This window comes from Frankia nepalensis, assembly GCF_016786325.1.
GTDB lineage: Bacteria > Actinomycetota > Actinomycetes > Frankiales > Frankiaceae > Pseudofrankia > Pseudofrankia nepalensis.
This window is the reverse complement of sequence record NZ_JADWYU010000105.1, coordinates 25,895-46,865: the sequence shown is the minus strand read 5'-3', so window position 1 is coordinate 46,865 and position 20,971 is coordinate 25,895. Positions and strand designations below refer to the sequence as shown.

At 74.4% G+C, this 20,971-nt stretch carries 18 protein-coding genes and 1 pseudogene; 15 read left to right on the top strand and 4 right to left on the bottom strand.

All coding sequences use genetic code 11. The features are described 5' to 3' along the window. Positions 1-217: 217 nt before the first annotated feature. Entirely contained in the window at positions 218-1,459 is a 1,242-nt protein-coding gene (locus I6A81_RS13010; RefSeq protein WP_203005669.1) for a sensor histidine kinase, read from the top strand. Next, positions 1,456-2,133: a response regulator transcription factor gene (locus tag I6A81_RS13005; protein ID WP_203005670.1), complete on the top strand. Its 678-nt coding sequence runs from the start codon at positions 1,456-1,458 to the stop codon at positions 2,131-2,133. Before I6A81_RS13010 ends, I6A81_RS13005 begins: the two co-directional genes overlap by 4 nt. A 105-nt stretch (positions 2,134-2,238) precedes the next feature. On the opposite strand, the gene I6A81_RS13000 is transcribed toward I6A81_RS13005, so the two are convergent. Further along, positions 2,239-3,531 (bottom strand): TetR/AcrR family transcriptional regulator, encoded by a 1,293-nt coding sequence (locus tag I6A81_RS13000; protein WP_203005671.1) that lies wholly within the window; start codon positions 3,529-3,531, stop codon positions 2,239-2,241. 524 nt (positions 3,532-4,055) lie between these two features. On the opposite strand from I6A81_RS13000, the gene I6A81_RS12995 reads away from it, so the two are divergent. The 6 genes and pseudogenes from I6A81_RS12995 (at position 4,056) to I6A81_RS12975 (ending at position 10,285) form a co-directional block, all read left to right on the top strand. After that, positions 4,056-5,726, top strand: a complete 1,671-nt coding sequence (locus tag I6A81_RS12995; RefSeq protein ID WP_203005672.1) for a nitric oxide reductase activation protein NorD — start codon at positions 4,056-4,058, stop codon at positions 5,724-5,726. Positions 5,727-5,780: 54 nt separating this feature from the next. After that, positions 5,781-6,590: a CbbQ/NirQ/NorQ/GpvN family protein gene (locus I6A81_RS12990; RefSeq protein WP_203005673.1), complete on the top strand. Its 810-nt coding sequence runs from the start codon at positions 5,781-5,783 to the stop codon at positions 6,588-6,590. 133 nt (positions 6,591-6,723) lie between these two features. Beyond that, a pseudogene (locus I6A81_RS46140) lies at positions 6,724-6,917 on the top strand (ABC transporter substrate-binding protein); the annotation flags it as partial. 3 nt (positions 6,918-6,920) lie between these two features. Then, positions 6,921-8,048 (top strand): spirocyclase AveC family protein, encoded by a 1,128-nt coding sequence (locus I6A81_RS12985; RefSeq protein ID WP_203005674.1) that lies wholly within the window; start codon positions 6,921-6,923, stop codon positions 8,046-8,048. Beyond that, positions 8,041-8,973, top strand: coding sequence for an SDR family oxidoreductase (locus tag I6A81_RS12980; RefSeq protein ID WP_203005675.1), 933 nt, complete (start codon positions 8,041-8,043; stop codon positions 8,971-8,973). Before I6A81_RS12985 ends, I6A81_RS12980 begins: the two co-directional genes overlap by 8 nt. Before the next feature lie 97 nt (positions 8,974-9,070). Next, complete coding sequence (locus I6A81_RS12975) at positions 9,071-10,285, top strand: cytochrome P450 (RefSeq protein WP_203005676.1); 1,215 nt, start codon at positions 9,071-9,073, stop codon at positions 10,283-10,285. A gap of 90 nt (positions 10,286-10,375) precedes the next feature. On the opposite strand, the gene I6A81_RS12970 is transcribed toward I6A81_RS12975, so the two are convergent. After that, positions 10,376-11,110, bottom strand: a complete 735-nt coding sequence (locus I6A81_RS12970) for an SDR family oxidoreductase (protein ID WP_203005677.1) — start codon at positions 11,108-11,110, stop codon at positions 10,376-10,378. Positions 11,111-11,206: 96 nt separating this feature from the next. Here I6A81_RS12970 and I6A81_RS12965 point away from each other — a divergent pair, with 96 nt between their 5' ends. The 5 genes from I6A81_RS12965 (at position 11,207) to I6A81_RS12945 (ending at position 15,896) form a co-directional block, all read left to right on the top strand. Further along, positions 11,207-11,689: an RrF2 family transcriptional regulator gene (locus tag I6A81_RS12965; RefSeq protein WP_203005678.1), complete on the top strand. Its 483-nt coding sequence runs from the start codon at positions 11,207-11,209 to the stop codon at positions 11,687-11,689. Between the two features lie 125 nt (positions 11,690-11,814). Beyond that, on the top strand, positions 11,815-12,981 hold the full coding sequence (locus I6A81_RS12960; protein WP_203005679.1) for an ABC transporter ATP-binding protein: 1,167 nt from the start codon (positions 11,815-11,817) through the stop codon (positions 12,979-12,981). After that, a complete protein-coding gene (locus I6A81_RS12955) occupies positions 12,978-13,808 on the top strand; it encodes an ABC transporter permease (protein ID WP_203005680.1) in 831 nt (276 codons plus the stop codon). The genes I6A81_RS12960 and I6A81_RS12955 overlap by 4 nt, the downstream gene beginning before the upstream one ends. A 127-nt stretch (positions 13,809-13,935) precedes the next feature. Beyond that, the gene (locus I6A81_RS12950; protein ID WP_238430130.1) at positions 13,936-15,294 is read left to right on the top strand and encodes a sensor histidine kinase; all 1,359 of its coding nucleotides are present in this window, start codon (positions 13,936-13,938) and stop codon (positions 15,292-15,294) included. After that, a complete protein-coding gene (locus I6A81_RS12945) occupies positions 15,291-15,896 on the top strand; it encodes a response regulator transcription factor (protein ID WP_203005681.1) in 606 nt (201 codons plus the stop codon). Before I6A81_RS12950 ends, I6A81_RS12945 begins: the two co-directional genes overlap by 4 nt. Positions 15,897-15,929: 33 nt before the next feature. Here I6A81_RS12945 and I6A81_RS12940 read toward each other — a convergent pair whose 3' ends face one another. Both I6A81_RS12940 and I6A81_RS43310 read right to left on the bottom strand, forming a co-directional pair. Next, entirely contained in the window at positions 15,930-16,616 is a 687-nt protein-coding gene (locus I6A81_RS12940) for a response regulator (RefSeq protein ID WP_203005682.1), read from the bottom strand. 78 nt (positions 16,617-16,694) lie between these two features. Beyond that, entirely contained in the window at positions 16,695-18,545 is a 1,851-nt protein-coding gene (locus tag I6A81_RS43310) for a sensor histidine kinase (RefSeq protein WP_307874639.1), read from the bottom strand. A 300-nt stretch (positions 18,546-18,845) separates the two neighbouring features. On the opposite strand from I6A81_RS43310, the gene I6A81_RS12930 reads away from it, so the two are divergent. Both I6A81_RS12930 and I6A81_RS45535 read left to right on the top strand, forming a co-directional pair. Further along, positions 18,846-19,595 carry an ABC transporter ATP-binding protein gene (locus I6A81_RS12930; RefSeq protein ID WP_307874638.1) on the top strand — a complete coding sequence of 250 codons (750 nt, stop codon included), beginning with the start codon at positions 18,846-18,848 and terminating at the stop codon, positions 19,593-19,595. After that, a partial coding sequence (locus tag I6A81_RS45535; RefSeq protein ID WP_307874637.1) for an FtsX-like permease family protein occupies positions 19,592-20,971 on the top strand: 1,380 nt, incomplete at its 3' end. The genes I6A81_RS12930 and I6A81_RS45535, both read left to right, overlap by 4 nt.

The following is a 20,971-nucleotide window of genomic DNA, read 5'->3' as shown; positions in this document are numbered from 1 at the left end:
GGCGCGGGGGGGGGGGGCGCCCCCCCGCGCGGCCCCCCCCCCCCCCCCCCCCCCCCGCGGCCGTGTAGGGGCGGTCGTCTCTCCGCCTCCAGACGGAGACCGGCTCCGGCGCGGGGCGGGCGACCACGCAGCCGGCCGTGCGTACGGTGGGCGGTGTTCGCGGACGAGACGTCCCGGACGAATCGCTCCGGGTCACCGGCCGTCTCACCGAGGAACGATGGCGAACCACACGACGCTGGCCGCCTGGCCAGACGGCGCGGCCGGCGGCCGCCGGCTACGGGGCCCGTTCGCCCGCCGGCCACGCGCCGCCGACGCCGTCCTCGCGGCCTTGGTCTTCCTGGTCACGGTCTTCGTGATGGACGGTCCCGGTGACTCGCTCGTCCTGCGTCACCCGGCGGACGTCTCCGTCCCGACCCTGCCGGTCCTCGCCGCCGCCAGCGCCGCGCTGTGCTGGCGCCGGCGCGCGCCCCTGGCCGTGCTGGGGGTCGCGCTGGCGGCCTGGGTCCTGCTGGTCGCGGCCACCGCGGAGAGTGCGCTGGACGGGCACGTCGGCTGGCCGACGATGATCGCGCTGTACAGCCTGGGGCGGCACGCCGCCGCGCACTGGTGGGACGGTGTCGCCATCGCCGTGGCGATCGGCGTCGTCACCGTCGCCTGCGTGCCTGCCTCGGGCCCTTGGTGGCAGACGACGGTCCTCGGCTGCGTCTTCATGACGGGGGTCTGGTATGTGGGGCGGCGGCTGCGGCTACGCCAGGAGCGCGCCGGACAGCTGCGCCGGGAGCGGGCAGCCGAGGCCCAGCGGATCGTCGCCGAGGAGCGCACCCGCATCGCCCGGGAACTCCATGACGTCGTCGCCCACCAGGTGAGCCTCATGACGGTGCAGGCGAGCGGGGCACGGGCGGTCGCGGCCGAGGACCCGCGGGCCGCGCTGGCGGCCATGGCCGCCGTGGAGGAGGCGGGCCGGCACGCCCTGCAGGAGCTGCGTCATCTGCTCGGCGTCCTGCGGCCGAAGGCCGAGCCCGACGGCCTGCGCCCGCAGCCCGGCCTCGCGGACCTCTCCCAGCTCGTCGCGCAGATCCGTCAGGCGGGCGTGGAGGTCGCGGTCACGGCCGACGGGCTGCCGGCCGAGATCCCGGCCCGCCTGGATCTGTTCGCCTACCGCATCGTCCAGGAGGCCCTGACCAACGTGCTCAAGCACGCCGGCCCCGGTATCCACGCCGAGGTGCGGCTGCGGGCCGAACGGCGTGTCATGGTCGTCGAGGTCCGTGACGGCGGACGCGGCGCCGCGGCGCCGGCCGGTCCGCGCGTCGCCGGCCACGAGGGCCCGGAAGGCCACGGGATCGTCGGGATGCGAGAGCGCGCGCTCCTGCTCGGTGGGAGCCTCGACGCGGGCCCGCTGCCGGGCGGGGGATTCCGTGTGGTGGCCCGGCTGCCGATCGAGGGGGAACCGCCGCTATGACGATCCGCGTCGTCGTGGTAGACGACCAGGCGCTGGTGCGCGGCGGCCTGAGCATGGTCCTGCGGGTACACAGTGACATCGAGGTCGTGGCCGAGGCCGGCGACGGGCACGAGGCGATCGAGGCGGCCCGCCGGCACCGGCCCGACGTCATCCTTATGGACATCCGGATGCCGCGGATGGACGGCCTCGAGGCGACCTCCAGGATCCTTGCCGAGGCCGACTGGGCGGTGCGGGTGCTGATCCTGACGACCTTCGACCCGGACGAGTATGTCTACCGGGCGCTGCGCGCCGGTGCGAGTGCCTTCGTGCTTAAGGACATCCCCGCCGACCGGCTCGCGGAGGCCGTGCGTACCGTGGCCGATGGCGGCGCGCTGCTGGCGCCGTCGGTTACCCGGCGCCTCATCGGCCAGTTCGCCGCGCGCGGCACCGCGGGCTCGGCCGCGGCGCGCAGGCTGGCACGGCTCACGGACCGCGAGCGTGACGTGGTCGCCGCCGTCGCCAGGGGGGCCAGCAACTCCGAGATCGCCCAGGAGCTGTTCATCGGGCCGGCGACCGTGAAGTCGCACGTGTCGAGCATCCTCACCAAGCTCGGCCTGCGCGACCGCGCCCAGGTGGTGGTCTTCGCCTATGAGAGCGGGCTGGTCAAGGCCGGCGACCACGACATTGGCCGCTGACGCCGGAGCGACTCGGCTCGAGCCGCGGCCGGGAGTGGCTGGGTCGGACTCCTCCGTGCCCGCCGTTCCTGGCGGTTCCCGCGATTCCCGCCGGCGGGCTGGTGATCAGCCCCCGGTCCTGGCGTGGCTGAAGGGCTCGCGGTTCGCCGCGGAACGGTCGCTGGCACCGCGGAGCACGGTGTCGCGGGACAGCGCGAGCGCGGCGCGGGCGCCGGCACCGTGCACGATGTTCTGCGGCATCCAGATCACGCCGAACAGGCACCGTGCGCGTATGTCCGCGGAGGCGCCTTCCAGGTGGAGGTCGCCGGCGCGGATGCCTTCGGCCAGCAGGGTCTTGACCTGGCGTAGCTGGGTCGGGAACGTCCAGGTCAGGTCGGGGCTGTCGGGCGGCGACTCGCGAAGTCCCGCGAACTGGATCTTGAACTCCTCGCTGAACTGGTCCATGAGGTTGATGTCGAACCACATGAGGGCGTCGAGTTTCTCGACGGCGGTCGAGGGTGACCGGAGCACGGCGCGCCAGCCGGCGGTCACGGTCGCGACGTAGGAGGCCATGATCGAGATCAGGAGGCGTTCCTTGGACTCGATGACCCGGTAGACGCTGCCGGTGCTCAGACCGGCCGCCGCCGCGATGTCCCGGACGGTGGTGGCCTCGTAGCCGCGGCGTGCGAACTCGGCGCGGGCGGTGGCGCGGATCAGCCCTTCGCGGTCGCGCTCGTCGACGCCGTCGTCGTCCTCGTCCCAGGTGGCGACCACCTTGTTGGCCGCGAGGAAGGCGGGTGACTGTTCCAGTGCGTCGTCGGGCGGCGGGCTGACCGCGAGGCCGTCGAGCAGGATCCGGCACCTGATGGCCGCCATGCGGTTCCCGCCGGCGGTGCGGTGGGAGACGCCGATGCCGACGTGCAGCATGCTCTGGCACAGCCGGTCGGCCAGCATCGCCAGATCGACACCGGGCCGGAGGTAGCCCCTTTCCCGGCCCGCGCGCAACGCCTCGCGCGTGGCGGTCTGGATCAGTGTCGGCGTCCGCGCGGCGAGCTGGACCAGTTCCTCGCTGGATCCGGCCGGCGGTTCGTAGAACGAGAGCAGCAACGCGGCGCGGTGCCGGATCGCGCAGGCCGCGATCGCCTCGCCCAGCGAGACGATGATCTCGGCGGGCGGTCGCGCGCTCGGCCGCCCCAGTTCCTCCAGGGCCGCGTGGGCGACGTCGTCGAGCGCGGTCTGGTAACGCCTGACCAGCTCGACGATGATCGCTTCTTTGGACTCGAAGTGGTGGTAGAGGCTGCCGGGGAGGATCCCGCACGCGTCGGCGACGTCCTTGAGGGTCGTGCGCACCCCGGTCGAGGCGAACAGCGTCGCGGCCGCGTCGAGGATCTCGGCCCTGCGCGCCCCGTCGTTCGACACGTCCACTCCTTCGACGACCTTTCCTCGCGACGACGGTACTGAACAGGGACGCCGGTGCCCGGTACCGCCGTCGCCGATCTTCCTCGGGCCCTGTTCGGCCGCGCGATCGGGAGTCCGCCGGCCGGACGATATGTCTCGGGACAACTATTAGGTCAACGCTGGCGGTAGCTGGTCTTGGCGGCTCGCCGGCCAGAACTTGCTCTCACAAGTACCCAGGTTTACCGCCTTTCTAGCAGGGAGGATGTACCTCCTGTCCTGTTTGTGTCGCAGTCGGTAGTGCCAGGATGAATGGTTGACGGCGTTGGTGTGGAGCTCTACGTTGCGGAACAACTTTTAGGCTAGCTGGACGGTGGCTGGGACGGAGGCTCGTCGTGTCAGTGGCCGAGGCGCACGCGTGACGACCGGGGCGCGCTACGCGTGCCTCCAGCGAGGCATCGAGCGGCGTCGTCCCTTCCTGCCCGGCGGGGGCCGAAGCGGGAGGCCGAACAGGAACGGCGTCCGCGGCGCCGTGAGGGAGGGGCGGCGTGGATGACGAGTTGGGGCGTCTGGGCCTGTTGGCCTGCGCCCTCTCCGGCCGCGCGCTGCGGGTGGCGCCGGCCGACCCGGGGGAGCGGGCCTGGACGGACGGGGCCACGGTCTTCCTCGAGGCCGCCGCCAGCCAGGGCCGCCAACTCGAGGCCCTTGCCGTGCAGGCGTCGCTGCTGGCCGCCGGGAGCCTGGCGCCGGGTCTTCTCCGGGAGCTCGCGCGGCGCCCGGCGCTCGCGGCGCGGTACCTCGCCGTCGAGGGCCATCGGGCTCTGGCGGCGAACGAGGATCTGCTTCCGCCGGCGGCGCGGTCGCTCATCGACCGGGGGGTCGCCGCGCGCGGCGGTCCGGCGGCGGCGTCGTTGGCCGTGGCCCGGAGCCGGGAGGCGGTGCCTGACCCGCCCGAGAGCTTCGGAGCGATCCACCCGCGGCGCGTGCTCGCGTCGGGCGGGCGCGGCGAGGCCGATGTGCCGAGCGGTCACATCGCCGCGCGACGACAGCGAAGCCCGGACGAGCTCGCCGAGCTCGCGGAGGACGACCTCGAGGCCGGTGTCGCCCTGCCTCTGCTCGCGAGTCCTGTGGGTGGTGGTGGCCCGCTTGGCCGGCTGCTCCAGCGGATGTTCGGGGCGGCGCGCTCGTCCGGAGGCCGGGGACCCGCCGGCGCGGACACGGCGACGCATCGGACCAGGGCCGGGGCCCGGGGTGGTCGCGCCGCGGCGTACGGGATCGGGATGGCTGCTCCGATCACCGCGCTCGCCGACGTCCGCGGCCAGGGGTGGCGGTATCCCGAGTGGGATGTCCACCAGCGGCGTTACCGGCTGGACTGGTGCACCGTGCGGGAGGTGCCGCCGCGTTCCCAGGAGGACGCCCCGATGGCGACGCCGAACGGCGACGCCCTGCGCCGGCCGCTCGCCCGCCTCGGCGTCGGTCTGGAGGCCTGCCCGCGCCAGCCGCGGGGCGACGACCTCGACCTCGACGCGATGGTCGAGGCGCGCGTCGAGATGCTGGCCGGCTCGACCCCGGACGAGGCCGTCTACGTCGACAGGCTCCGTCGCCGTCGTGATCTGGCGGTCCTCGTCCTGCTCGACTGCTCCGGCTCGACGGCCGAGCCTGGTGCCGCGGGCGCGACGGTGCACGAGCACCAGCGTGCCGCGGCCGGGGCTGTCCTGGGCGCGCTGTACGACCTCGGGGATCGCGTCGCGCTGTACTCCTTCCGCTCCCAGGGCAGGTCGGCCGTCCACCTCGAGCCGGTGAAGTACTTCGACGACGCCTTCGACGCCCGGGTGCTACGGCGCCTGGGGGGCCTGACGCCCGGCGGGTACACCCGGCTCGGCGCCGCCATCCGCCACGGCACGTCCGTGCTGGCCGACCGGGGTGGCACGTCGCGGCGGCTGCTCGTCGTGCTGTCCGACGGCTTCGCCTACGACCACGGCTACGAGCGCCAGTACGGCGAGGCCGACGCCCGGCGCGCGCTCGCGGAGGCTCGCCGGCGCGGAGTCGGTGCCGTGTGCCTCAGCGTCGGCGCGAGCACGGACGCCGCGGCGCTGCGGCGGGTGTTCGGGGCCGCGGCCCATGCGATCGTGCCCCGGCCCGGCCAGCTGAGCCAGGTCGTCGGGCCGCTGTTCCGCTCGGCGCTGCGTTCGGCCGAGACGGCGCGCCGTGCGTCGTAGCGCCTTCCTGGCCGCGGCTCCCCCATCAACCAGCGCAGTGGAGAGGAGTCCGGCATGGGGCGCGCCCAACGGCCCTACTACGTGCCAGTCGGCAACGAGGAGCAGGTCTTCACGGCGGCGTTCCGCCAGGGCCTCCCCGTCGTTCTCAAGGGGCCGACAGGATGCGGGAAGACCCGCTTCGTCCAGGCGATGGCGTACGACCTGGACCGCCCGCTGGTCACCGTGGCCTGTCACGACGACCTGACGACCGCCGACCTGGTGGGGCGGTTCCTGCTGCGTGGCGGGGAGACCGAGTGGGTAGACGGCCCGCTGACGCGGGCCGTGCGCGAGGGCGCGATCTGCTATCTCGACGAGGTCGTCGAGGCCCGCCAGGACACCACCGTGGTGCTCCATCCGCTGGCGGACCACCGTCGCCAGCTCCCGATCGACCGCCTCGGGCTGACCGTCGACGCCGCGCCGGGCTTCTGCCTCGTCGTCTCCTACAACCCGGGGTACCAGAGCGTTCTCAAGGACCTCAAGGACTCGACCCGCCAGCGCCTGGTCGCCATCGAGCTCGGCTTCCCGCCGCCGGACGTCGAGGAGAAGATCGTCGCGCACGAGGCCGGAGTCGACCCCGACACGGCCGCCGGGCTGGTGACGCTCGGCCAGGCGATCCGACGCCTCGAGACACCGGGTCTGCGTGAGGTGGCGTCGACCCGGGTGCTCATCACCGCCGGGCGGCTGGTCTCCGAAGGGCTGGCGCCCCGCGCGGCGGCCCGCGCCGCCGTCGCCGGCCCGCTCACGGACGACCCGGTGGTGACCGCCGGCCTGGTCCAGATGATCGACGCCTATCTCGGCGAGAACCTGGCCCCGGGCAGCGCCTAGACCGTCGACCGGCCGATCCGGCCACCCCCGCTCTGGCCCGGCACCTTCGGGACCAGAAAACACCGGCCACCCGCGAGGGCGCCCACCAGAAGGGAAACGAGATGTCCTACGAGGGCTCGGCGGAGCCGATCAGATGACCCCGCGCGGCGGCAAGGAGGCCCTGGAGCGGGTGAAGATGCTGCCCGCCGCGGTCGGAGCGCCGGAACCCGGATCTCCTTCGGGAACTGGGCCCGCCGGGGCTGGATGGGCGCCGGCTACCTGGTGGCGCGCCGGCTGGACCCGGACGGCGTTACGTCGTATCTCGTCGATCGCTTCGGTCAGGACTGAGCGATGACGAACATCGTGTCTCCGCCCACGCAGGCGGCGGCCCCCCGCGTAGCGGGCTCGCGGTTCCCACTGGCGCTGATACTGGGCGGCCTCCTGCTGAACGTCGCGATCATCGGCGTCCTGTACAACGCGCGCCGCGGGGCGGTCGAGGACCGGATCGCCAACCCGGACGTGGAGGGCGCCCCCCGGCCGGTGGAGTTCCTGTTCGGGAAGTCCGACTGGATCGTCATGCACGAGGCGGGCTGGGTCCTCACGGTCGTCGCCGTCGCGGTCGCGATGGTGCTCTACTGGCGGAGATATCCCAAGCACCCGGTACTGCTGATGCTGCTCGCCTGCACGGGGATCGTCTGGCTGGACCCGGTCATGAACTGGGCGCCGTACGCGGTGTACAACCCCCAGATCACGCACTGGCCAGAGAACTGGCCGCTGGTGTCGCTCTCGCCCACGGTCGAGCCGTTCATCGTCCTTTCCTACCTGACGTTCTACGCCGGGCCGTACTTCCCCGGCATCTGGATCCTGCGCCGCCTCCAGGCCCGCCGGTCGCCCGACGCGTTCGTCTCACGCCACCCACTCGTCTGCCTGGGTGGGCTGATTTTCGTCATCGGGTTCATCTATGACGCCATCCTCGAGGTCTTCTGCGTCCGCACCGGGCTGTACATCTACTCGCAGGTGATCCCGTTCGGCTCCCTGTGGCCGGGCAAGCCCTACCAGTTCCCGCTGCTGTGGGAGTCGACGCTGATCACCCTGGTGATGATCCCCGCGGGCCTCCTGGTGTACCGGGACGACACGGGCCGTACCCAGGCCGAGAAACTGGCCCACCGGCTGCGCCTGCTCGGCCGCCGCCCGGCCCTGGGCACCTTCGCGGTGATGTTCGTGGTCCTGAACGTCGCCTACCTCGCCTACGGCGCCGGCTTCGCCATCATCCGGACGACGAAGGCCGCCACCGCCGTGGCCTGCCCCTATCCCTATCCCGAGGCGAGGGTCTACGACCCCAACGGCTTCTACGAGAGGGCCGGGCAGCCCGGCCCCTACTTCGAGGGGATCTGGTCCGGCTGGCCCAGCGCCCAGTCCGGACGCCCCGACGCGGACCCACCCACCGACGGCGGCCGCTGTGAGGACAGCGATGGCTGAACCCTCGACGGCAAGGCCGCGCAGCGTCGTCATCACGGGCGCGTCCCGCGGGCTCGGACTCGCCTCCGCCGCCTACCTGCACCGACAGGGGTGGCACGTTCTCGCGGCCATGCGCTCGCCCGATGTGGGACTGGCGCGGCTGCGGGAGGCCACCGCCGCCGCGCCCGACGACCCCCGCCTGACCGGGATCCGCCTGGATCTCGACGACCCGGCGTCGATCACCGACGCCGCCAGGACCATCGAGAAGACCGTCGGAGCCCCCGACGCCGTCGTGCACAACGCCGCCTACATCGCCGTCGGCTGCGTCGAGGAGATGCCGGTCAGCGTCTGGCGGCAGCTCTACTCCACCAACCTCTTCGGGCCGGTCCACCTCACCCGGGAACTGCTGCCGGCCATGCGCGGCGCCGGCCGCGGCCGCATCGTCGTGATCTCCAGCCAGGCCGGCGTCCGGGGAATGCCCACGACCAGCGCCTACTCCTCGTCCAAGGGCGCCCTCGAGCGGTGGGCGCAGGCCCTCGCCGAGGAGATCGCCCCCTTCGGCCTCGGCGTCACCGTCCTCGTGACCGGCACGTTCGACACATCCCTGGAGTCGACCCCCAGCCATGCCGACCTCGAGGGGCCATACGGCGAGCACCACGCCCGGTTGGCGAGCGCGGGCCGCCGCGTCCTGCGCTCCGCGAACCCGCCGGAGAAGTTCCCGCCAGGACTCGCGAAGGCACTGCGCGACCGCGCCCCGTTCGCCCGCCATCCGGTCGGCGGAGACGCCCGCGTGCTGCTGGCGGCCAGCCGCCTGCTGCCGGACCGGATCTTCCGCGTCCTCATGGGCAGGGCCATTGGCCTCCCACGCCCCAACACCCTGCGTGACCACCCGTGCCGGCTCCTGACCGTCACGCCGCCCTCGGCAGAGAACGAACGTCATGGCTGACATCTCGCCGGTCCCGCTCGCCGTGGCCGAGACCGGCTTCGACCAGTACCTCGTGAGCACGTCCGTCGCCTGCCCGGCCGGCTGAAGGAGACCAGGAATGCAGCTGTACGACGACCTCGAGGATTTCGGTAGCTTCGACGACGCCATCGCTGGCGACGTCCGAGACCCCTATCCGGAACTCGCGCGGATGCGGCGCGAGGAGCCGGTCCAACGGCTCGACCTGTCCGACATGCCACACGACGAGAACAAGCCCATCTTCTTCGTCTACCGGTACGACGACGTCGCCCGCGTGCTGCGGGACAACGAGACGTTCTCCTCGTCGATCATCCTCGACTTCTTCGGCGAGGCCTTCGGCCGGGCCGTCATGCTCGGGATGGACGAGCCCGAGCACCGTCGCCACCGCGCGTTGGTCGCCCGGGCGTTCACGCAGAAGGCGATGGCCCACCGGGAACACGACCTCGTCGACCGGGTCGCGAACGAGCTCGTCGACCGGTTCGCCGCCGACGGTCGGGCCGACCTGGTCCGCCAGTTCACCTTCCCGTACCCCACGCAGATCATCGCGAGCCTGCTCGGCCTGCCCCGTGAGGACTACCCGCGGTTCCAACGTTGGTCGATCTCGTTGTTGAGCATCCTGACCAACCGGGATCGAGGCCTCGCCGCCGCGGAGGCCCTCAGGCAGTACTTCGCCCAGATCCTCGCCGCCCGGCGCGCCGAATCCCGCGACGACCTCATCAGCGACCTCGCCGCGGCGGAACTCGACGGCGAACGGCTCGGCGACGAGGAGATCTTCTCGTTCCTGCGCCTGCTGCTGCCCGCCGGCGTCGAGACCACCTACCGCTCGACCGGCAGCCTGCTGTTCGGCCTCCTGTCGCACCCCGACCAGCTGGCCGCCGTGCGCGCCGACCGCTCGCTCATCCCGCGGGCCATCGAAGAGGCCGTCCGCTGGGAGCCGCCACTGCTGTCGATCACCAGGGTCGCCACCCGCGACACCGAGCTGTCCGGCGTGCCCATCCCCGCCGGGTCCGCGGTCATGCCGATGCTCGGCTCGGCCAACCGGGAAGCCGAACGCAACCCCGACCCGGACCGCTTCGACATCTTCCGCGCGGGACGCCAGCACATCTCCTTCGGCCACGGCGTCCACATCTGCCTCGGCATGCACCTCGCCCGGCTCGAGATGCGCGTCGCGCTCAACACCCTGCTCGACCGGCTCCCCGGCCTGCGCCTCGACCCCGACGGCGACGACCCGCACATCCACGGCCAGGTGTTCCGCTCCCCGACCTCGCTGCCCGTCCTGTTCGGCCCAGCTGCCTAGGACACGGCCGAAGATCCACGGGACGCGCCTCAGGGACGGTGCCGGCGGGGCGCGACGGCCGCGGTGCGCGGGTCACGTCGTCGCGGTGGGTCAGCGGGACCGCAGCCAGTCGCGGTAGTGGGTGGTGGCGAGGTGCGCGCCCTCGCCCGTCGTGAGCATGTCGCCCTTGAAGGCCGCGAACATGCCCGCGGTGGCGTCGGTGACGACGGAGCGGCCGTCGCCGGTCGCGGCCAGGGTGATGCGGCCCAGCTCGTCGAGGGGGAAGACCTCGGGCCCACCTACGTCACGGGTGCCGCCCAGCGGGGCGCCGGCGGCGGCCTCGGCGACGGCGTCGGCGACCTCGGCGGAGGCGATGGGCTGGATCGGCGTGGCCGGCAGGCGCACGACGTCGCCGTCGGTGGTCCAGCCGAGCACGCTCGGGACGAACTCCATGAACTGGGTGGCGCGCACGATCGTGTAGGGGATCGGCCCTGCCTTGATCAGGTCCTCCTGCAGCGTCTTGGCCCGGTAGTAGACGACGTCGGGCGCCTGGTCGACGCCGACGATGGACAGGGCGACGACGTGCCGGACGCCCGCCTTCTCCGCGGCGGCCAGCAGATGGGTGACCGAGGAGCGGAAGAAGTCCACCGAGGCGTCGTCGAAGGTCGGGGAGTTGGTCAGGTCCACCACGACCTCGGCGCCGCGCAGCGCGTCGTCGAGCCCCTCCCCGGTGAGCAGGTTGACCCCGGTGGACAGCGAGTGCGCGCCGACGTCGTGGCCCGCCGCCGCGAGCTTGCGCGCGACCTGGGAGCCGATGAGCCCGGTACCCATGATTGCGATCTTCATGAGGCTGTCTCGCCTTCTAACTCGGATCCAGTGTGTCCGCGTTACCTTACTCGGACATATGTTGTCCGAGTCAAGCCCCGTCGCTACCCTGGACAGGTGAAGTTGTCCGGCGGCGTCGAGGCGGCGCTGCACTGCTGCGTGGTGCTGACGGCGGCGACCGGACCGGTGCCGGCGGCGCGCCTGGCCCAGTTGCACGGGGTCTCGGCGACCTACCTGGCCAAGCAGCTGCAGGCACTGTCCCGCGCGGACCTGGTGCAGTCGGTGCAGGGCAAGTCCGGCGGGTACGTGCTGACTCGCCCGCCGGAGGACATCACGGTCCTCGACGTGGTCGAGGCCGTCGAGGGGACCCAGTCGACGTTCGTGTGCACGGAGATCCGGCAGCGGGGCCCGCTGGCCAGCCCGCCGGAGGCGTGCACCGCGCCGTGCGCGATCGCCCGCACCATGGCCGTGGCCGACCGGGCCTGGCGGGCCGCGCTCCGCGAGGTGTCGATCGCCGACCTGGGCCGCCTGGTCGGCGGCGACTACGACACGGACGTGCTGGGCAAGGTCGGCGACTGGCTGGTCTCGGCGGAGCCGTGAGCCCGGGTCGTGGCCGACAGGGTCGTGACCGACAAGGGCCGTCGCTGACATTTGTCATGCGCGAACCGGGTACGGCTCAGCGAATCTGGTGACGGCGTCACCGTTCGTGACGCCAGCGTGGCCGGATGCTGATTGTCATGGAAGAAGACACCAGCGTCATCACCGTCACGGATCTCTGGCGCCGCTACGGCACGGCGGGCAGGCGTGGCCACGACGCGGTCCGGGGGATCGCGTTCTCGGTACGCCGAGGCGAGCTGTTCGCGTTGCTCGGGACGAACGGCGCCGGCAAGACCTCCACTCTCGAGGTGCTCGAGGGCCTCGCCAGGCCGAGCGCCGGCACCGTCAGGGTGCTCGGGCGCGACCCGTTCCGAGACCGCCGCCTGGTCCGGTCCAGGATCGGGATCATGCTCCAGGCCGGGGCGTTTCCCGCCGACCTGACGGTCCGGGAGGCGGCCCTGGCATGGGCCGGCACGCTGACGTCGCCGCGCCCGGTCACCGAGGCGCTCGAGCTCGCCGGCATGCACGACCGGGCATCGGTCCGCATCCGCCAGCTCTCCGGAGGAGAGCGGCGCCGGCTCGACCTGGCGATGGCCGTCCTCGGCCGCCCCGAGGTGCTGTTCCTCGACGAGCCGACGACCGGGCTGGACCCGGAGAGCCGCCGCGCGACCTGGGCCGGGATCGGGAACCTGCTCGCGGCGGGAACCACGGTGGTGCTCACCACCCACTACCTCGAGGAGGCCGAGGCGCTGGCGGACCAGCTGGCGATCATGCATCGGGGCCGGGTCGCGCACACCGGCACGCCGGCCGAGGTGGTCGCGTCGCAGCCAGCCCGGATCTCGTTCGAGCTGGACGCCGAACTCCCCGTAGGGCTCCCGGAACTGCCTGGCACCCAGCTGCACCCGGCCGAGGCGTGGCTCGGCCGGCGGAAAGGCAAGGGCAAGGGAGGCAAGGGGGGCGATGGCGGGGGTGGCGGTGGTGACGGCGGGAGCGACGGTGGTGGCGGTGGCGGCGGTGACGGTGGCGGGGGCGGTTGCGGGAGTGGCCGCGCCGTCCTGCTGACCACCGCGGACCTCCAGCGGACGCTCGCCGTCCTGCTGGCCTGGGCAGACCGGCACGGGATCCGCCTGCACAACCTCAACGCCCGGTCCGCGTCGCTGGAAGAGGCCTTTCTCGCCGTGGCCCGGTCCGAGGAGACCTCCGACGACGAGTTCGGACAGCCGGGCCTAGCGGCCCGGTCAGCCCAGCCGGCCTGGGCGACGCGGGCGCGGCGGCCGGAAAGGATGTCGGCGTGAGCGGCGGAACCGGGCTGGCGGGCCCGGTTCCAGGGCCGGCCGCCGCCGGCGCGGCGCGGCGGATCAGGTCGCTGGGGAAGGCCGAGGCGGTGCTGCTCCGGCGCAACGTCGTGGCGCTGCTCATCGCGCTCGCGACCCCGGTGAGCCTGCTACCACTGATCATGTCGGCCTCGGACACGGAGGGCCAGTTCGCCGGGCTCGGCGCGGCCGCGCTCACCGCGTTGACGGCGATCGTGCTCCTGGCCGCCGTCTACTACAACCTCGTCACCACGCTGGTTGCCCGGCGTGAGGACCTGGTACTCAAGCGGCTGCGGGCCGGCGAGGCCAGTGACCTCGAGATCCTGGCCGGGACGGCGGCGCCGGCCGTCGCGGTGGCCTGGGCGCAGATAGCGGTGACGGCCGTGACCACGGCGGCGCTGTTCGATCTGGGCGTGCCGGTGAACCCGCTGCTGGTGGCGGTAGCCATCGGGCTCGGCACGGTCGTGTTCGCGCTGCTGGCCGCGCTGAGCACGGCGGTGACCCCCAGCGTCGAGCTGGCGCAGGTGACGACCATGCCGGTGCTGCTGGTACCGCTGGCCCTGTGCGGGTTGTTCGTTCCGCTGGACGACCTGGCGGGGCCGTGGGAGTCCGTCGCCCGGCTCCTGCCGCTCACCCCGGTGGTCGACCTGATGCGACTCGGCCTGACCGGGACCACCACCGACGGGCGCGTCGTGGACTTCGCCGGTTCGTTCGGCGCGGCGGCGGTGCCGACCCTGGTGCTGGTGGCGTGGGCGGGCGCGGCCGGCTGGGCGGCGCGGCGGTGGTTCCGCTGGGAACCACGCCAGTGACCGACCGCCGCGCCGGCACGCCTCGGGAAGATCGTGTTCGACCGTCCCGGGGCGTGCCGGCCGTGCCAGTGTGGACTCCATGACCCGGTGGTGGCGGTGGTGGCGCGCGCGGAGCAGCGCGGAGCGCATGGACGTCATGGTCCGGTGGCCGCTCTATCTGTTCTCGGCCGCCGAGCCGGTGCTGGTGCTGCTCGCGGCCAACTCCCGGGCGGGTGCCTGGGAGTTGGCCGCGAGCCTGCTGGCGGTGTCCGCGCTGCATGCCGTGGCCTGTGTCGCGCTGCTGCGGGCCGGGCTCGCGGCCCACCTGGGCGGGCCGCGGCCGCCGGCCCGGCTGGTCGCCGTGGCCGCCGGCGGCGCCGTCGCGGTGGTCGCGGTGGGTGCCGCCGTCCCCGGGTTCACCGCCGATCCCGGCGACGGCGTCCCCGTCTCGCTCACCATGGCGTTGATCGCCGGTGGCGCGCTGACCGGCGCGGTCGCGCCGCTGTTGCGGACACCGGCGCTGCTCGGCTGCGTGCTGCTGGGCGCCGTCGCCGCCGGAGGGCTGGTCGCGATTGTCTGGGCCGGAGCCTCGGAGCCCGACGAGGCACCGGGCACGGCGGCGGTCCAGGCAGGCGCGTTCTACGGTTACACGATCCTGCTTGTGGCGATCAGCTACCGGGTCTCGACCTGGATGCTGGGTGTGGTCTGGGAGATCGACCGGTCGCGGGCGGCCCACGCGAGCCTCGCCGTGGCGGAGGAACGGCTGCGGTTCGCCCGGGACCTGCACGACGTCCTCGGTCACAACCTTTCGCTGATGGCGGTCCAGAGCGAGCTCGCCGCGCGCCTGGCCACCCGCGGCGACGCCGCGGCGGTGGAGCGGATGCTGGAGGTCCGCCAGGTGGCCCACGACTCGCTGCGGGAGATGCGCGCGGTGGTCGACGGTTACCGCCGGGCCGACCTCGGCGCGGAGCTCGCGGGCGCCCGGTCGCTGTTGCGCTCGGCCGGCGTGGCCTGCCGGGTCATCGGCGAGGTGGGCCGGGACGGCGGTGACGGGGCCCTGCCGGCCTCCGCGCAGGCCACCCTGGGATGGGTCGTCCGGGAGGCGACCACCAACGTGATCCATCACAGCGAGGCCACCACCTGCACCATCGACCTCGACGTGCGCGACCTCGACGTGCGTGGCGGCCCCGGTCGCGCGCGCACCGCGGTGCTGCGGATCACCAACGACGGCCTGCCGCCGGTCGGGGCGGCCACCACCAGGCGGGACGGCTCGGCCACCGTTCCCGGGGCGGGCAGCGGCCTCGCCGGTCTCGAGGAGCGGCTCGCCGGCCTGGGCGGCGTTCTCACCGTGACCCGGAAGCCGGGTGGCTGCTTCGTCCTGGAGGCGCGGCTTCCCATCGACGCGGCGGAAGGCACGGCCCCGGTCGGGACACCGCCGCCCGTGCCGCCCGTGCCGCCCGCGCCGCCCGCGCCGGCCGCCGCCGGCGTGCCGGAGGCCGGATCGTGATCAAGGTACTGCTCGCCGATGACGAGAACCTCATCCGCGGCGCCCTGGCGGTGCTGCTGTCCATGGAGGACGACCTCGCGGTCGTCGCGCAGGCGGCGTCCGGGCCGGAGGCGCTGGCGATGGGACGGCTCCACCGCCCCGACGTCGCGCTGCTCGACCTGCAGATGCCCGGCCTGGACGGCATCGCGGTCACCGAGACGCTGCGCGTCGACCTGCCCACGTGCGCCAGCGTGATCGTGACGAGCCACGCGCGGCCCGGCTATCTCAAGCGGGCGCTCGCCGCCGGGGCGCGCGGCTTCCTGCCGAAGACCGTGTCCGGGCAGGTGCTCGCCGACGTGGTGCGCCTGGTGCACGGCGGCGGCCGGTACGTGGACCCGGAGCTGGCCGCCGAGGCCATCGCGGCCGGGGACAGCCCGCTGACGCCACGGGAGGCCGAGGTGCTGGAGCTCGCCGCCGGCGGCGCGCCGGTGGAGGAGATCGCGGCGCGGGTGTCGCTGTCGCGTGGCACGGTGCGCAACTACCTCTCGTCGGCCGCGGCCAAGCTGGGTGCCGTCAACCGGCACGAGGCCGTTCAGCTCGCCCGCGGCCGCGGCTGGATCTGAAAGCCGGTCCCGCCCGCCTACGGTCCCGCCCGCCTACGGTCCGCGCGCCTCCGCGGCGCCCGGGGTGACGAGGCCCGTCTCGTAGGCCACGACGACGGCCTGGGCGCGGTCGCGCAGCCGGAGCTTGGCCAGGATCCGGGCCACGTGGGTCTTCACGGTCGCCTCGGAGAGCTGGAAGTGCGCGGCGAGCTCCGCGTTGCTCCGCCCCGTCGCCAGCAGCCGCAGCACCTCCAGCTCGCGGGGGGTGAGCGCGGCGAGGTCGCGGTGGATGGCCGCGGCCGCCGGGTGGTCGCGGGAGGCGAACCGCTCGACGAGGCGACGGGTGATGGTCGGGGCGAGCAGCGCGTCGCCGGCGCGCACGAGGCGGACCGCGGCGACGAGCTGCTCGGGGGCGACGTCCTTGAGGAGGAAGCCGCTCGCCCCGGCCGTCAGCGCCGCGTACACGTACCGGTCGAGATCGAACGTGGTCAGCATGATCACCCGGGGGGTGGCCTCGCCGCCGGCGGCCAGGATGCGCCGGGCCGCCTCCAGCCCGTCGAGCTCCGGCATCCGGATGTCCATCAGCACGACGTCCGGGCGGGTCCGGCGGACGGCTTCGACGGCCCGCGCGCCGTCCGCGGCCTCGGCGACGACCTCGATCCCGCCGGCGGCGAGGATCATCGAGAACCCGGCGCGGACCAGGGCCTGGTCGTCGGCGATCACGACTCGCGGGCGCGGCATCGCCCCGTCGTCCCCAGGCATCCCGGTCACGGCTCCGCCCGCCTCATGGCGCGTCCTGCGCAGCGGCAGCACAGATGATCAATACCATGGTGGCGCATCCTCCAGCGAGAGCGGCGCGTCCTCGAGAGGAATCACCGCCCGGACGCCGAATCCGCCCATCGGGCGCCGTCCCACCCACAACGAGCCGTTGTAGACGGCGAGGCGTTCGCGTAGGCCGACCAGCCCGGACCCGCTCCCGGACGCGGCGGCGACCGTGGACCAGCCCCCGGTGTCGGTCACCTCGATCCGCACCGCGGCGGGCAGGAAATCGACACCGATCCGGACCCGCGCGCCCGCCGCGTGCTTGACCGCGTTGGTCAGCGCCTCCTGAGCCACCCGGTAGGCCGCGAGATCCATGCCGGCGGGCAGCGACACCGGCGCGCCGGTGGTGGTCAGCTCGACGTCGACGCCCGCCGCCCGCAGCCGGCTGGCCAGCGCCGGCAGCTGGCCCAGACCGGGCTGCGGAGTGAGCTCGTCCGCCGCCACGGGACCGACGCCCACCACCCCGGAGTCAGGACGGGTCCCCCCGCCTCCGTCCGGCGGGCCGTCACCACTCGCCGGGCCGTCGCCGGTCCACGAGCGGCCCGCGGCCGGGCCGGTGGCCGCCCCGCGCCCGCCGGTCGCCCCGGCGTCCTCGCGCGTCGCCGGGCTCGGGCCGGCGGCGGGGGCCGGGACGCCCGCCGACCGCCGCGCCGGCGCGCTCAGGTCCATTGCCGCGTCCGGGTCCGGTACCGGTCCGCCGTCCGCCGCCGGATCCGAGCCGGGCATCGTGAGCAGCCCCATCACGTGGCGCAGCTCGGTCATCGCGGCGCGGCCGCCGCGCTCGACCGCGAGCATGGCCGCGCGGGCCTGCTCGGGCGAGTGGTCGAGCACCATCCGGGCGGCGCCGGCCTGGATCACCATGACGCTGACGTTGTGGGTGACGACGTCGTGCAGCTCGCGCGCGATGCGCGCCCGTTCCTGCTCGACGGCCCGCCGGCTGGCTGTCACCTGCTCTGCCGCCACCACCCGCGCTCGCTGCTGACGCAGGTGGATCGCGTTCGCTACCAGCCCCAGTGACACCAGGGCGACGAACGGCACGTAGACCGGCCGGAAGTCGGGCAGGTTCTCATCCGGCAACGCGAGGACCTGCCCGGCACCCACCAGCAGGCTCACCACCGCGAGCGCCCGGTGCGGGCTGTACACGGCGGCGCTGTAGGCGGCGACCAACAGCGCGCCGAACGTGAACGGAATCGCGTCGTCGATCCGGGCGCCCTGGTGGAAGAGCACGATCGCGATGAACACGGCCCAGTAGGCCGCGAGCGGTCGCCATCGACGCGCTACCAGCGGCATCGCGACCAGCGCCGCCAGCACCAGCTGCCAGGTCGCGACCCCTTCCCCGGACGGGCCGCAGACGACCTGCCGCGGGACGTCGGCGATGACCAGGCCGTCGCAGACGTCGGTCCTGTCCGCGGGGTCGGGGGGATCGGCGGGATCGGCGGGATCGGGAGGCTCCAGGACGCCGAGGCCCTGGCCGCGGTCGGCTGGGTCACGCGCGTCGCCGGCGGTGGCGTCGGGCAGGCCCGGCTCGCTCGGAGCGCGCGGCACCTCGAGCCGCTCTGGCGGCGCCGGCGCGTCTGAGTGTTCGGACGCGAACCGTGGGACCACCAGGCTGCCGCCGTCAAGCGCGGCGACCACCATCGCCGCCGCCAGGACGAACGCGAGCACCGCGTCGGCCGCCCACGCCCACGCCGACAGCCGGGCCGAGTCCTCGCGCGCGGCGCGGCCCGGGCCCTCGCCGGCCCACAGCCCCCGGACCTGCCGCGCCGCGCGGCGGATCCACCCGGGCTCGCCACCGCGCCACCGCGCCGGGCGGCCGCGCCGGCGGGGTGTGGTCGTAGCCCGGGTCACGGTCCCAGTGTCGCAAGGCCGCTGGCGATCGACGTCCCTCTCCCGGACCACCACCGCGGCCGGCGTACCTCGTCCGCGTACATCCACGGAATGACACGCGCGCGGATCGCCCCGGCGGACGAGTGGACCTCGCCCCGGCGGGCGACGCGCCGGCCGCTCGTCCGGGCCTAGCGTCCCGTTCCGCCCGGCGCTCGGCACACCCATGGCCACCCCACGAGCACACCCACGGCCAGGCCGGCGGCACCAGGGCAGCCGGCGCCTCGCCGGCCCCATTCCGTCGACACCGCGGAGGACAACGACGTGACCGCATCCACCAGCCCTGCCCCGAACAGGCCCAACGACCCCGGCGGCGTGCCCGTCGTCGAGATCCGGCAGGTCAGCAAGTCCTATGCCGCCGGCGCGCCGGCGCTCGTCGACGTGTCGCTGACGGTGCGCGCCGGCGAGGCCGTCGCGATCGTCGGCCCGTCCGGCAGCGGCAAGTCAACCCTGCTCAACATGGTCGGCGGGCTGGACCGGCCGACGGCGGGCAGCGTCACCGTCGACGGCGCCCGCGTGGACCGGATGAGCGAGGCCGCGTCGGCCCGGTACCGGCAGGCCACCGTCGGCATGGTCTTCCAGTTCTTCAACCTGCTCGACGACCTGACGGTCCTCGACAACGTGCTGCTGCCGGCCCAGCTCGCCGGGATGCCGCGCGCCTCGGCCCGCGCGCGGGCCGCCGACCTGCTCGGCTACCTCGGCGTCGGCCGGCACGCCGGCGCCTACCCGGGCCGGCTGTCCGGCGGCGAGCGGCAGCGGGTCGCCCTCGCCCGCGCGCTGATGAACCGCCCGGCGCTGCTGCTGGCCGACGAGCCGACCGGCGCCCTCGACTCCGCCGCCGGCCGCGACGTCCAGGAGCTGTTGACGGAGCTGAACCGCGACGGCCTCACGATCCTGCTCGTCACCCACGACGCCGCGCTCGCGCGGGCGTGCGCCAGCCGGACGGTCGAGCTGGTCGACGGCGCGGTCGTCCGGGACACGGCGGCCGTCCGGGACGGGGCGGTGGCCCGGTGAGCCACGGACCATCGATCCAGGGCCCGCCGAGCCAGCGGCCGCCGAGTCAGGGACAGTCGAGCCAGGAGCCGCGGGGCCGGGTGCCGGCGAGCCTCGCGCCGGAGGACCCGGGCGCGGCGGGAGAGCGGCGGCACCGGCAAGGGGCTGCCCGCGCGAGGGCGACCCGGAAGGTGGTGCTCGGCGGGCTCGGGCGGCGCCGGGCCCGGACCGCGGTGCTCGTGCTCACGGTGCTGACGGCGGTGACCGCTTCGCTGCTGGCCGCCGGCCTGCTCGTCGCGTCGAGCGCGCCGTTCGACCGCGCCTTCGCGCAGCAGCGCGGCGCGCACCTGACCGCCGACGTCGACGCGACGGCGGCGACGCCGGCCCAGCTCACCGCGACCGCCGCGCTCGCGGGCGTCGAGGCGGCGGCCGGGCCGTTCCCGTCCACGACGGTGCGCCCGCGGGTCGCCGCGCCCGGGCCCGGCGCGTCCGGGCCCGGCGGGGCTCCCGGTGCTACTGGGCCTCCCGCCGGCCTGGAGCTGCCGCCGATGAACCTCGTCGGCCGGGACGCCGACGACGGGCTGGTCGACCAGGTCTCCCTCGTCCGCGGCGCGTGGCCGACCCGGGCCGGCGAGATCGTCCTCGACGCCGACTACGGGTTCCGGCCGGCGCTTGGTACCCGGCTGGAGGTCCAGGGGCTGGCGGGCGGGCCGACGCTGACGGTGGTGGGGCTGGCCCGGTCGACCAGCCGGACCGCCGACGGCTGGGTGACGCCGGCGCAGCTCGCCGCGCTGACGGAGGCCGGGGCGCCGGCCGGCTACCAGATGCTCTACCGGTTCGACGCCGCCGACACCGACGCCCAGATCCGCGCCGGGCGCGCCGCCGTCGAGGCGGCGCTGCCGGCCGGCGCGCTGACCGGGGCGCGCTCCTACCTGGACCTGCGGCGCGAGGCGAACGCCGAGACCGCGGCCTACGTGCCGTTCGTCGCGGCCTTCGGCGGCCTGGGGCTCGCGATGTCGACGCTGATCATCGGGGTCGTGGTCAGCGGGGCCGTCGGGGCCGCGCGGTGGCGGATCGGAGTGCTGAAGGCCCTCGGGTTCACCCCGGCGCGGGTGGTGACGGCCTACGTCGGCCAGACGCTGGTCCCGGCCGCCGCCGGCGTCGGGCTCGGCGTGCTGCTCGGCAACCTGCTGGCCGTACCGGTCCTCGCCGACCAGTCCGACGCGTTCGGCGGGCCGGAACCGTCGATCCCGCTGTGGGTCGACCTCGCGGTGGCCGGCGGGGCGCTCGTGCTCGTCGGCGTCGCCGCGGTGGTGCCCGCCCTGCGGGCCGGGCGGATGCGGGCGGTCGAGGCCCTCAGCCACGGCCGCCGGGCCCCCCCCCCCCCGCGGCCCGCC

Bases quoted from the DNA above. Each gene is read 5' to 3' on its own strand.
- I6A81_RS12970 (WP_203005677.1), bottom strand. From the start codon at position 11,110: ATGAAGATCGCAATCATGGGTACCGGGCTCATCGGCTCCCAGGTCGCG.
- I6A81_RS12950 (WP_238430130.1), top strand. From the start codon at position 13,936: ATGGACGTCATGGTCCGGTGGCCGCTCTATCTGTTCTCGGCCGCCGAG.
- I6A81_RS12975 (WP_203005676.1), top strand. From the start codon at position 9,071: ATGCAGCTGTACGACGACCTCGAGGATTTCGGTAGCTTCGACGACGCC.
- I6A81_RS13010 (WP_203005669.1), top strand. From the start codon at position 218: ATGGCGAACCACACGACGCTGGCCGCCTGGCCAGACGGCGCGGCCGGC.
- I6A81_RS12990 (WP_203005673.1), top strand. From the start codon at position 5,781: ATGGGGCGCGCCCAACGGCCCTACTACGTGCCAGTCGGCAACGAGGAG.
- I6A81_RS12980 (WP_203005675.1), top strand. From the start codon at position 8,041: ATGGCTGAACCCTCGACGGCAAGGCCGCGCAGCGTCGTCATCACGGGC.
- I6A81_RS13005 (WP_203005670.1), top strand. From the start codon at position 1,456: ATGACGATCCGCGTCGTCGTGGTAGACGACCAGGCGCTGGTGCGCGGC.
- I6A81_RS12940 (WP_203005682.1), bottom strand. From the start codon at position 16,616: ATGCCGCGCCCGCGAGTCGTGATCGCCGACGACCAGGCCCTGGTCCGC.
- I6A81_RS12985 (WP_203005674.1), top strand. From the start codon at position 6,921: ATGACGAACATCGTGTCTCCGCCCACGCAGGCGGCGGCCCCCCGCGTA.
- I6A81_RS12960 (WP_203005679.1), top strand. From the start codon at position 11,815: ATGCTGATTGTCATGGAAGAAGACACCAGCGTCATCACCGTCACGGAT.